Origin of the sequence: Actinoplanes sp. NPDC026619, from assembly GCF_040638295.1 — a bacterium.
Classification (GTDB): domain Bacteria; phylum Actinomycetota; class Actinomycetes; order Mycobacteriales; family Micromonosporaceae; genus Actinoplanes.
Window position 1 is genome coordinate 71,693 of sequence record NZ_JBEZYA010000002.1, and the last position, 10,975, is coordinate 82,667.

The following is a 10,975-nucleotide window of genomic DNA, read 5'->3' on the forward strand; positions in this document are numbered from 1 at the left end:
GGTTCACCCCGCCGGACCCGTCAAAAACACCTCACCCGGCCCGAGGTGCTCCGGGAACTCGGCGACCAGGGTGGCCCCGCCGGTGGAGTCGGCCGCGAACAGCGTGCCGCCATGGCGAACCGCGATGTCGCGGGCGATGGCCAGCCCGAGACCGGCGCCGCCGTGGCCTCGATCGCGGGCCTCGTCGACACGTGCGAACCGTTCGAAGATCCGTTCCCGCTCGGCGGCCTGGATGCCGGGGCCGTCGTCGCGAACCTCCACGCGCACGATGCCCGGCTCGGGTTTCGCGACGGTCACGGTGATCCGGTCGCGGGCGTACCGGGACGCGTTGTCCAGGAGATTGCCCAGCAGCCGGGCCAACTCGTCCTCGCGCCCCAGCACCAGCGCGGGTTCCCCGGCCACCACGACGAACCGCTCGTCCGGTGGCACCCGGTAGCCCCGTTCGCCGACCAGTTCCTCCGCGACCGCGGCCATGTCGATCGCCTTTCCGCTGGCCGGCGCGGTCGGTTCGAGGCGCGCGAGCAGCAGCAGGTCGTCGGTCAGCCGCTGCAACCGCTCGGTCGTGGCATCCAGGGTGTCCAGGTCGACGGCGTCGCCGTGCGCGATGGCGACCTCGACGGTGTTACGCAGGCCGGCGAGCGGGCTGCGCAGCTCGTGCGCGGCGTCGGCAACGAACCGGCGCTGTCGCTCCGCGGCGTCGGCGAGCCGGTCGAGGGTCTCGTTCATCGTGACGGCCAGCCGAGCGATCTCGTCACCGGTGTGCGGCTGGGGCACCCGGCGGCTCATGTCCGCCGCGGTGATCCGGGCGAGCTCGGCACGCATCCGTTCCACCGGGCGCAGCGCGCGTCCGGCCGCCCACCAGGCGACGACGGCGACCAGCAGGACGGCGGCGGGCAGACCCGGGAACAGCCACCGGTCGACCGCGTTCACCGCGTTCTCCGCGGGGAGCGGTGTGGCGAGCACGTAGACGGTCGCTGTTTCGCGGCCGGTATCGCCGATGTTGCGCGCCGCCAGCGTGACCTCGCGGCCGTCGAGCTTGTGCCCGCGTTCGCCGCTGAGCGCGGGCTGCAGGAAAACGCGGATCTGGCCGGTCCAGCCCTCGGTCATCTCCGGCGGTTCGGAAGGGAAGGCAAGACCGCTTTCCCGTACGTAGTAGGCCAAGCGGTCCTGAGCCAGCAGTAACTTGCCGTTGCCGTCGACGACCGCGTACGACTCCGTGTAGTAGGGGAACTGCATTCCCGCGCCCAGCGCACCCCACCCCTGTTCCAGCTGTTTCTTGGCCAGCGCGCCGATGTCCGCGGAGGCCCTCGCCTCGGAGGTGTCATAGGTCGCCGCGATGCCCCGGGCCTGCATCTGGGCGGTCTCCATGGACGCCGCCATGCGGCTGGTATAGATCACATGACGCAGCCACAACGCGCCGCCGCCGAAGCAGAGCGCGGCCGCCAGCGCCGCCGCGAACGCCGCCCGGACACGCACCGAGGCCAGTTTCGGCAGCCGGCCGACTCGCTCATCCTTCACCCTCAGCACCCGCACCGGGTCATCGTGCCAGCAGCGCGGCTCCGGACGCTGAAGCCGATTTCAGCTTGACGGGAAGGGGCCCGCCGGATCGTCCCGGCGGACCCCTCGAAGACCGTCAGCGAGTTACGACGAGAACGACCACAGCTGGCAGTTGTTGTTGACCCACATCCACAGCTGCGCCTTGGTGCCGTTGGCGGTGCCGCAGTTCAGGTTGTCCAGGACCATGCCGCTGTTCTCGACGACCAGCTCGTAGCGGCCGTTGCCGGCCGGGATGACCGCCCACTGCTGGCACAGGTTGCCCAGCGACGACCACAGGTCGACCGCGGTGCCGAGCGCCAGGCCGCAGTTGACCGCATCGAGCACCTTGTTGGCGTTCACATTCGTGATCGTCCACTTGTTCGCGCCAACATTCGTGAACTTCCACTGCTGGCAGGAGTTGCTCAGGTTCTGCCACTGATCGATCGCGGTGCCGTCGGCGGTGCCGCAGTTGACCGCGTCGAGCAGCTTGCCGCTCTGCAGGTTGGTCAGCCGGTAGGTGGAGCCGCTGACCGGGAAGGTCACGCTCTTGGAGTAGCCGACCGACACGATGTTGGACTGCACCGAGTTCTCGGTGGCGTCGGTCGGGTAACCGCTGGTCATCACGCCCTCGAAGAACGAGCCGACCGAGCCGTTGCTGTTGTCGCCGCCGATGCCCAGGATGATCGCGCCCTGCTTGGTCATCGGGTTGTAGCCGGACTGCGTCGGCAACGCCCCGTTGTACCGGGTGGCGAGACTGCCGGACTGTGAGTTGCCGTCCTTGATGGCGTACGCCGAGGTGCCGTTGTTCTTGGTCATTGCCGTGACGAAGGCGCTGTTGCGCCCGGTGTTGGCGGTGTTCGAGCCGTTCCCGCCGGCGAACAGGCCGTTCTCGAGGTCGGCCATGACCTTGGGATTGGAGCCGGAGCAGGGCGTGAACCAGCACAGGGTGCCGAAGTAGATGGCGTCCATGTCACCGTTGCCGGTGTCGTTGTTGCTGGTCTCGGCGTTGCCGTAGTCGAAGCAGCACCGGTCGTTGACGTGCGTGCCCTCGGTGACCATGTACATGCCCTCGGGCGAGCTGCCGGTGGCGATCCCGTTGGTCGCGTTGTTGCGGTAGCCGTTGCCGGCCGAGATGTACACGCCGTACACCTTGTGCCCGCCCGCCGTGATCGGCAGCGCCGCGGCGTTCGAACCCTGGTCGGCGGTGGGGTTGGCGCCGCCGCCGGGCGCGATGGTCAGGTCGTTGTGCCGCGACGTCTGGTCGTAGATCTTGACGATCGTGCAGTAGGTGCCGGAGCAGAACGAGTCCTGCGTGGCCGCGTTGGCGTAGCCGCCGGCGGCGAGCACGCCGATGTTGGTCGTCGCGCTGTCGGACCAGCGTTTGACCTGGTAGAGCGAGCCCGAGTAGGAGCCGAACAGGGCTCGGGTGGTGCTGTGCGCGGCGACGCAGGGGGTGCTGCCGCTGGCGTAGATGTCACAGGGGCCGGTGGTGGCGGCGCTCGCCGTGCCGGTGACGGCGAAGAACGTCGCGGCGGCGATGAGGGCGGTGGCGCCGAGAGCGAGCGCGGTTCGCCAGGGGGATCTCAAACGCATGTGGGTGCCTTTCGCAGGCAGGCGAAACAGCGCCGGATCGGCCGGCACTGCTGGGGAGTCACCCGGATGTGAACGTTAACAAGACATTGCACGGCAGTTTCACGGTTGTCAATAAGGGCCCGCGACGGGTCGATCGGCCCTGGCTGGACATTTCGGCCCGGCCGACGCTGGAAACACCGCTCGCGGAAGAAGGAGGCACGGTCATGCGCTGCCCGAACGACGCGGTGCGTTCTTCAACGCGGTCCGGCGGCGCCGACCGGCTGGGCCGGCCCGGGAGCGACCGGCCAGCCGGTCGGCACCAGCAGCGCCGGGCACGTCGCCGAGCGCAACCCGACCGGGGCCGGCCCGACCGAACCGTAGAGCAGCTCGGCGAACCGGCCGGTCCGGCCGATGCCGGCGACGAGCAGCCGGCTGCGGACCGAGGCCCGCTCGATCGTGTACGGCAGATCCAGATCGGACACCAGCAACTGTTCCACCGGCACGTCCGGGAACTGGCCGGACCAGCCCTCCAGGGCCTCCCCGAGCCGCTCGGTGGCGGCGGCCCGCTCGGTCGCGAAACCACCCGGCCGCACCACCGGCACCGCGCCGTCGTGGCCGCCCGGACGGGCCCACATGTGCACCGCGACCAGGCACGATCCGCGCAGAGCGGCCTCGGTGAACGCGTATCCCATGGTGGCCGAACCGGAGGCCCGCGCCGATGACGCGACCACCACCGGGCCGTCGTGCGCGCTCCCCCGGTTGACCAGAAGCGGACAGGCGCTGTGGTGGGCCAGATAGGCGGCGGTCGAACCCCAGCTGGGCCGGGTGAACGGGTTGTCGCGATGGCCGACCACGAGCAGCTCGGCCTCGTGGGAGCACTGGGTCAACACGTTCGCGGCGCCGCCCTCGAGCAGCTCGGTGGTGATCGGCAGCTCCGGCGCGGCCAGCTCGGCGCGCCGGGCGGTCACCTCGAGCAGGCGGCTCGCGTCGGCCCGGGTCGGCACCACGCTGCGGCCCTTGAAGACTCCGGTGTAACGGCCGGGCCAGACGTGGACGATCCGCAGCGGCGCTCGATGACGAACCGCCTCCGCGACGGCCAGGTCGACCGTGGCGGGAGCGTTGCGGGAACCGTCGACACCGGCCACCACGGGCCGGATTGCTTCTCTGCCCATACCCGAACGCTAGGCGTGATCCGCATCGCCCGGCACCGCCGATGGACCGCCGGGACCGGGCCGTTGGTCCCTACGCGTTCTCCGGCGGCACCGCCATCGGGTGGCGGTCCTCGTCGCGGGCGGCCAGTCCCTCGACCGCACGACGGTACTGCTCGGTGTTGATCTCGCCGGCCACCAGCTGGGCGACCAGCACGCCCTCCAGGCTGAGCGACGGCTTGATCGCCGGCTCGGGCTCCGGCGCCGTCTCCGGCTTCGGACTGGCGGCCGCCGACGCCCGCTCGACCTCCTGCTCGAGGCCGGGCCAGGTCCACGCGGCGAGGGCCAGCACCGTGATGACGATCGCGCAGAACAGGATCAGGAAAAACATCCTCATCGCCTCCCACCGGTCATGTTCGTCAATGGTCACGCCGACGGGCAGGGACTTTCGGCCCGGGCCGCGGGGCCGTGCCGCACTGCCTCGCACGGGCCCACCGGTCGACGATCGAAGTATGACGATCATCGTCCACACGGACGGCACCGGGCAGGGCACGACGGCGGCGCGGCGCCTGCCCGGTTCTGATCAGCCGATCCTGACGGCCGCGACACCGGGCACCGGGCGGGCCAGGACCAGCACTATTCCCTGCTCGGTGTCGTCGGCGAAGGTGCCACTGAGGTGGATGCCGACCACCCGGCCGTCGCGCAGCACCGGCATGCTGCGGACGTCGTGGGCCAGCATCGTCTCGGCCACCTCGGCGACGTCGGCGTCCGGACGGGTGGTGATCGGGTCGGGCGACATCACCTCGACGACGATGCCGGGCCGCTGCGCCGGATCGTTTTCGGGCAGCCGGTGGATGTGCGCGGTCGGGTCGGCCGGCACCCGGTGCCGCAGCAGATCGCCCTCGCTGACGATGCCGACCAGGCGCCCGTCCGGATCGAGGACCGGTAGCGCCGTCACCGCCTTCGTGGTGAGCAGGTGGGCGGCGCTCTCCACTGACGCAGTCTCCACCACCGTGTGCACCGGACTGCTCATCATGTCTCTCGCCCGCACGACCCTCACGCCCACCCCCTTCAAAACCAGAATCTCAATGCGCCGGATCGAGTACGTCGGAGACGGGCCGCCGTGGTGACGAGCCGGGCGCCCGCCGTCCATAGCCGACCCGCAACACCAACTGGGCATACGGGCCGGCCAGCACCTCCCGGACCGCCGGGATCTCGACCGGCTGACTGATCGGCGTGGTGGCCAGGTCGAGCCAGGTGGCCGTGAGCAGCGCCCGCTGGAGAGCCTGACCGGCGCGCACCCAGTCGGCCGGCCGATCGCCGTGGGTGGCCAGCGTGAGCAGGGTCGGGTAGGGCTCGAAGCTCGCGGTGCGGCGCGGCAACGTCGCCCCGAAGTCCCGCACCGGCATCGACTCGAGCGCGTCCCACGGCCCCGCGACCTGGGCCGGCACCCCGTCGTAACGCACCGCGTCACCGGTCCACCGGGCCAGCTCGGCACGGTATCCGGGCAGTTCGTGCAGCCGTCGTTCGGCCTCCTGGGCCAGCCCGAGGATCGCGTTGCGGGCAGTCGGGCCGGCCACCGCCAGCGTTGCGCCCTCCCGCCGGGCGGCGTCGGCGAGATGCTCGAGCGCGTCGGCCGGGACGGCGGTCTGCGCGAACGGCCATCGGTTCGTGTGCCGGTGCGGAATCGCCGCGTAGAGCGCCTCGACCGCCGGGTTGGCGGCGGCCGGGTGCGACACGACCACCCGGGCCACCAGATCGGGCACACCCGGCTCCGGGAACAGCGCCGATTCCGTGCGGTAACCGGCCTGCCGGATCGCCAGCCGCAACGTGAACACGGCGGCGCCGACACTCATCAGCTGCTCGCGGCCGAGCGGGTCGATGACCTGCAGGCGGCGGCCCGGCTCGGCGAACACGTCGATGGCGGGGCCGTCGATGCGGAACCGCCAAGGCTGGCTGTTGTGCAGCGAGGGCGCGGCGGTCGCGGCCCGGACGCAGTCGGCGAGGACTTTCCTGGCCGGCCTCACGACGGTGGTGGTCATCGGTTCCTCCTTCACAAGCGGGCGCTCTTCACGCTTGGGCGCTCTCCACACTTGGGCACTCTCCGCACCTGGGTGTTCTCCGCACCTGGGTGTTCTCCACACTTTGGCGCTCCTCACATCAGGGCGTTCCGTTCGGCTCGTTCCTTGATGCCGAGCAGGGTGCGGCGTTCCGTCGCGAGCCGGACCGGCTCCTGCGCGAGCCGGCGCAGGCCGCCCGGCGCGACCCGGGTGCGGCTGATCAGCCGGGCGTTCAGCCAGTAGGTGCTCAGATGCAGGCTCCAGACCCGGTCGCCGGCGGCCGAGCGCAGCACCAGGGTCTGCCCCGGGTCGCAGCGCTCCACCCGCATCCCCGGCGCCGCCGGGCCGGCCATCTCGACCAGCCACGGCCATACCGACGACAGCGCCGCCGTGATCGTCACCGCCCGGGTCGACACCATGGCCGGCGCCGCAATCAGCTCGTCGCCGGGCAGCGCCCGGCTGTTCTCGTCTGCGGTCGCTCCCAACGTCAGATGCCGCCGGCGGGCCGGTGACGCGGCGACCACCGCAGCCGCCAGCGCGGCGCCGCCCATCGCCTTCCAGGCCGCCGGTGTCATGGTTCGACCTTCATGGCACAGCCCTTCATGGCACAGCCCTTCACGACGCGACCCTCCACGACGCGACGCCTCACGGCACGACCCCTCACAGCGCGACCCCTCACAGCGCGACCCCACACAGCGCGACCCCACACGACGCGACCCTCATTGCTCGATGGAGAGGCGGGCGCGGGACGCGGCGTGGTCGCTCATCCGCATCAGAGGTACGCCTACGCCGTAGGTGACGAAGTGGCCGGCCGGGGTGATCTCGACGACCGCGAACCGGTCGCGCCGCTCCGGCGGGGCGAGGCGGGCCAGCTCCGGCCGGTCGGCGAGCATCGCGCCCGGGTGCACGAGCGCGGTGGCCGGGAAACTGATCGTGGCCGGCGGGATGTGGACCAGCAGCGACATGACGCCGCCGCGGCGGATCGGCACGGTGACGGCCACCGACTCGTTGGCCGTGATCTGCCGGGCCTTCCAGCTGTCCTGGGCGACGACCACGTACATCCGGTTGCCCGACATCACGTAGACGACCCCGCTGGAGCGCGGCTCGCCGCCCGGCGTCACGTGGCTGAGCACCGCGAACGAGGCATGCGACAGCGCGCGCCACACCTCGTCGACGGTCAGTTGCCGCACGACGCCGGGACCGGCCGGATGGGTGCCGGACATCGTCATTCCTGGCTGTCGGCCGGGCGGCGGACGATGTAGACCGGGCATTCGGCGTGGTGCAGCAGCTGCAACCCGGTCGAGCCGAGCAGCGTGCCGGTGACCACCCCGTGCCCGCGGCTGCCCACGACCACCAGCTGGGCGCCGGCCGAGGCGGTGACCAGCACGGAGGCGACGTTCGTCTCGGTGACGAGCATCCCGACCGGCACGTCGGCGAACTTGTTGCGCCACGGGGCCAGCTGCTCCTCGAGCTTGGCGTACGCCTCCAGCTCGGCCATCGGCATCTGCAGGTCGACGCCCGCCATGCCGGCCATCCACAGCGGGACGGGCGGCGGACAGCCACGGATGATCTTGAGGGTGGCGCCCCGGGCCGCGGCCGCCTCGAACGCCGCCTCGAGCACCATGTCGGCGGCCGGCGAGTCGTCGACCCCGGCCACGACCGGCCCCTCGGTGTTGTCGGCGCGCCCGCGGATCACCACCACCGAGCACTTCGCATGCGTCGCCACCCGCTGGCTGACCGAGCCCAGCAGCAGACTGCCGAACCCACCGCGCCCGCGGCTGCCGAGCACCATCAGACGGGCGTCCTCGCTGTCGGCGAGCAGCCGCGGCGCCGGGTTGCCGACCACCGGGTCGCCCTCGACCTCCAGGTCATCGACGGCAATGCGCGCCTCGTAGACCGCGTTGGACGTGATCCCCTCGGCCATCGTGCGGGCGTGGTCGAGGTAGTCGTGGCTCATGTCGTAGCGGGCCTCGCGCCACTCCCAGTCGAAGGCATGCGTGACCCGAAGCGGCAGTCCTAGCCGGTTCGCTTCGCGCGCCGCCCACCGCACCGCAGCCTTGCTGCAGTCGGTGCCGTCGGCGCCGACAATGACGGGATTGACTCTCATGGTCCGCTCCTTTGCGTCTCACCCGAGCCTGCGCCGGGCCCGTCCGTCGCGGCAGAGCGTGAGGTCCCATCAGGACGGTCCGAAGGTCCCGCACCCCACCAAATCCGGCAGATCGCCCGCGGCCCTCGGCGGCGGCCATCTCAGCCGACAGCAGCTCCCCGAGACGGTCCAGATCCGGGCAACGGCCCGGATCGGGCGGGCCCGCACCGTCGAGCACATCGACGACCCCGGATAGCTGCGGCCCTGAACGGACCCTAAGCTGGCCGAATTCCGCCCCCACATTGGAGATCGTCGATGCACTCCAGGACCTTGAGACGGGTCGTCCTGACCACCTCCGCCCTATTTGCCACCATCGCTGCCCCGGGCCTGGCCACGCCGGCCGCGGCGGCCACCGCGACGGCGGTTGACTACGTTGCGCTTGGGGATTCCTACTCGGCGGGCGTCGGCACGCCCGACGAGAGTGGCTCCTGCGGGCGCAGCCCCAGCAGCTATCCGTCACTGTGGGCGGTCAACCACCCGGCCGCGACGCTGCACTTCGTGGCGTGCGGCGGGGCCACCACCGACACCGTGCGTGCCTCGCAGCTGGCCGAGCTGAGCAGTGCCACCACCCTGGTCAGCATCACGGTCGGCGGCAACGACGTCGGCTTCTCGCCCACTCTGTCGGTGTGCACGGCCGGCACCGACGACGCCTGCCGCCGACAGGTCGAGTCGGCTCGCGCCGCGATGGCTGCCACGCTGCCCGCCAAGCTCGATGCGACTTACCAGGCGATCCGGCAGAAGGCTCCGGCAGCGACCGTGGTCGTGCTCGGCTACCCCCGCCTTTTCGACCCGGCGGTGTCCTGCCCGGGCGGCGGGCTGAGCGCCGTCAAGCAGAACCTGCTCAACGCCGCCGCCGACGACCTGAACGCGGTCGTGCGGGACCGGGCGACGGCGGCCGGGGCGGCCTTCGCCGACGTGCGCACCCTGTTCACCGGGCACGAGATCTGCACCGCGGTGACCTGGATCAACAACGTGTCCGCGACCAGGCCGTCCGACTCCTATCACCCGAACAGCGGTGGTTACGCCCAGGTCTATCTGCCGCTGCTGAACGCCGCCGCCGGCATCGGGGTCTGAATCTCGGATGCGCCGCCCGGCCCCGGATGGAATGCTGCGCTTCTTGACGGGGGACGAAAGGGCGCTACAACGTGGATTTCAATACAGCGGTGGACCGGCATCTGGCCGCCGTGACCGGGCGTGACCTGGACGGTTATCTCGCGACCGTGCACGACGACGTCACGCTGGTGATGCTCAACGGGCGGGTCATCGAGGGCCGGGCGGCCATCGGCGAGTTTCACCGCGATTGGTTCGCCGACCCGGACTGGAGCTGGCGCCTGACCCGGCTCAGCAGTGTCGAGACCGGCGGCACCGGCGTGGTGGTCCTCGCCGTCGATTACGACGACCTCGACCAGCACGGCAAGCCCTACTCGATGCATTACCTGCTCGGCCTCACCTTCACCCGGCACGGCGAGGCCTGGCTGCTGGTGCACGACCAGAACACGCCGAAGCCGTGACGAAGGCTGGGCGGCGGTTGCCGCCCAGCCCCGGCCGGGTCAGGAACCGAGGACGTCGACCATCCACTGGATGCCGAACTTGTCCTTGCACTGGCCGAACGTGTCGCCCCACATCTGCTTCTCGAACGGCACGTGCACCTCGCCGCCGTCGGCGAGCTTGTCCCACACGTCTTCGAGACCCTCGCCCGGGTCGCCGCTGAGGCTGACCGTGACGTTGTTGCCCGGGTTGAGCGTCATGCCCGGCGCCGAGTCGGACGCCATCAGGTGATAGCCCTTGGGCGACAGCAGATTCGCGTGCATCACCAGGTCGGCCACCGCGGGATCGGGGTTGCCGAACTCGCCGAACGTATTGATCTTGAGCTCGCCGCCGAAGACGGATTGGTAGAACTCCATGGCTTCGCGAGCGTTGCCACCGAAGGTCAGGTATGGGTTGAGCTGAGACGCCATCGCAGGCTCCCTTGACTGTGACTTGTCCTGTCACCGCTCGACGCTAGACCTCGGGTCCGACAAAAATCAGTGGTCGGCGGACGGTTGCCCCGGTTGAGTGTGAACATGGCGCTTCGGCTCACTGACAACATCGGCAACGGCTTCATGATCGCCGGACGAGCGATCGTGATCGAGATTCCGGTTCGTCCTTTCCCGGCTGCTCCCCCGTTCGGCATCGGAACCCACCCAGCGGGCGAGGCAGCCCACCCGGCGGGCGAGGCAGCCCACCCGGCGGGCGAGGCAGCCCTCCAGCTGGTGGACACGGACCGGCCCGACGACCAGCGGATCTACGTGATCGCCCCCGGCGGCGAGCACGGAGAAGCACGGCAACGGCGGGTTCGGTCGAGGCCCGGCAATCCCCGCCCTTTCGCCCGGCACGGGCGGTTCTCGCGCCGATCCGCACGACACTGGCCGGCCACGGCCGGCCGCCGATCGGTGTCCGGCCTGGCGCTGTATCGACGGCGTCACTGATCTGATAGCGGAAAGGCCAGGCCCGCCTGGGTGGCTCACGCGAAC

The 10,975-nt window shown here is 70.8% G+C and carries 13 protein-coding genes; 3 read left to right on the plus strand and 10 right to left on the minus strand.

Annotation, left to right across the window (positions count from 1 at the left end; translation table 11 throughout):
- Positions 1–3: 3 nt before the first annotated feature.
- The 9 genes from AB0E90_RS05575 to AB0E90_RS05615 form a co-directional block, all read right to left on the minus strand.
- On the minus strand, positions 4–1,518 hold the full coding sequence (locus tag AB0E90_RS05575; protein ID WP_360399709.1) for a HAMP domain-containing sensor histidine kinase: 1,515 nt from the start codon (positions 1,516–1,518) through the stop codon (positions 4–6).
- A 123-nt stretch (positions 1,519–1,641) separates the two neighbouring features.
- The gene (locus AB0E90_RS05580; RefSeq protein ID WP_360399712.1) at positions 1,642–3,129 is read right to left on the minus strand and encodes an arabinofuranosidase catalytic domain-containing protein; all 1,488 of its coding nucleotides are present in this window, start codon (positions 3,127–3,129) and stop codon (positions 1,642–1,644) included.
- Positions 3,130–3,362: 233 nt separating this feature from the next.
- Positions 3,363–4,280 carry a universal stress protein gene (locus AB0E90_RS05585; protein ID WP_360399715.1) on the minus strand — a complete coding sequence of 306 codons (918 nt, stop codon included), beginning with the start codon at positions 4,278–4,280 and terminating at the stop codon, positions 3,363–3,365.
- A 70-nt stretch (positions 4,281–4,350) separates the two neighbouring features.
- Complete coding sequence (locus AB0E90_RS05590) at positions 4,351–4,653, minus strand: hypothetical protein (RefSeq protein WP_360399718.1); 303 nt, start codon at positions 4,651–4,653, stop codon at positions 4,351–4,353.
- A 186-nt stretch (positions 4,654–4,839) separates the two neighbouring features.
- Positions 4,840–5,316: a CBS domain-containing protein gene (locus AB0E90_RS05595; protein ID WP_360399721.1), complete on the minus strand. Its 477-nt coding sequence runs from the start codon at positions 5,314–5,316 to the stop codon at positions 4,840–4,842.
- 25 nt (positions 5,317–5,341) lie between these two features.
- Positions 5,342–6,298 carry a nitroreductase family protein gene (locus AB0E90_RS05600; protein ID WP_360399724.1) on the minus strand — a complete coding sequence of 319 codons (957 nt, stop codon included), beginning with the start codon at positions 6,296–6,298 and terminating at the stop codon, positions 5,342–5,344.
- A gap of 113 nt (positions 6,299–6,411) precedes the next feature.
- On the minus strand, positions 6,412–6,891 hold the full coding sequence (locus AB0E90_RS05605) for an SRPBCC family protein (RefSeq protein WP_360399727.1): 480 nt from the start codon (positions 6,889–6,891) through the stop codon (positions 6,412–6,414).
- Between the two features lie 144 nt (positions 6,892–7,035).
- Entirely contained in the window at positions 7,036–7,539 is a 504-nt protein-coding gene (locus AB0E90_RS05610; RefSeq protein WP_360399730.1) for a pyridoxamine 5'-phosphate oxidase family protein, read from the minus strand.
- A 2-nt stretch (positions 7,540–7,541) separates the two neighbouring features.
- Positions 7,542–8,423, minus strand: a complete 882-nt coding sequence (locus AB0E90_RS05615) for a universal stress protein (protein ID WP_360399733.1) — start codon at positions 8,421–8,423, stop codon at positions 7,542–7,544.
- 309 nt (positions 8,424–8,732) lie between these two features.
- Here AB0E90_RS05615 and AB0E90_RS05620 point away from each other — a divergent pair, with 309 nt between their 5' ends.
- Positions 8,733–9,536 carry an SGNH/GDSL hydrolase family protein gene (locus AB0E90_RS05620; protein ID WP_360399736.1) on the plus strand — a complete coding sequence of 268 codons (804 nt, stop codon included), beginning with the start codon at positions 8,733–8,735 and terminating at the stop codon, positions 9,534–9,536.
- 71 nt (positions 9,537–9,607) lie between these two features.
- Positions 9,608–9,973 carry a nuclear transport factor 2 family protein gene (locus AB0E90_RS05625; protein WP_360399739.1) on the plus strand — a complete coding sequence of 122 codons (366 nt, stop codon included), beginning with the start codon at positions 9,608–9,610 and terminating at the stop codon, positions 9,971–9,973.
- Positions 9,974–10,012: 39 nt separating this feature from the next.
- On the opposite strand, the gene AB0E90_RS05630 is transcribed toward AB0E90_RS05625, so the two are convergent.
- Positions 10,013–10,420: a VOC family protein gene (locus AB0E90_RS05630; protein ID WP_360399742.1), complete on the minus strand. Its 408-nt coding sequence runs from the start codon at positions 10,418–10,420 to the stop codon at positions 10,013–10,015.
- Between the two features lie 69 nt (positions 10,421–10,489).
- Between AB0E90_RS05630 and AB0E90_RS05635 the strand changes: the two genes are divergently transcribed.
- On the plus strand, positions 10,490–10,930 hold the full coding sequence (locus tag AB0E90_RS05635) for a hypothetical protein (RefSeq protein ID WP_360399745.1): 441 nt from the start codon (positions 10,490–10,492) through the stop codon (positions 10,928–10,930).
- Positions 10,931–10,975: the final 45 nt, after the last annotated feature.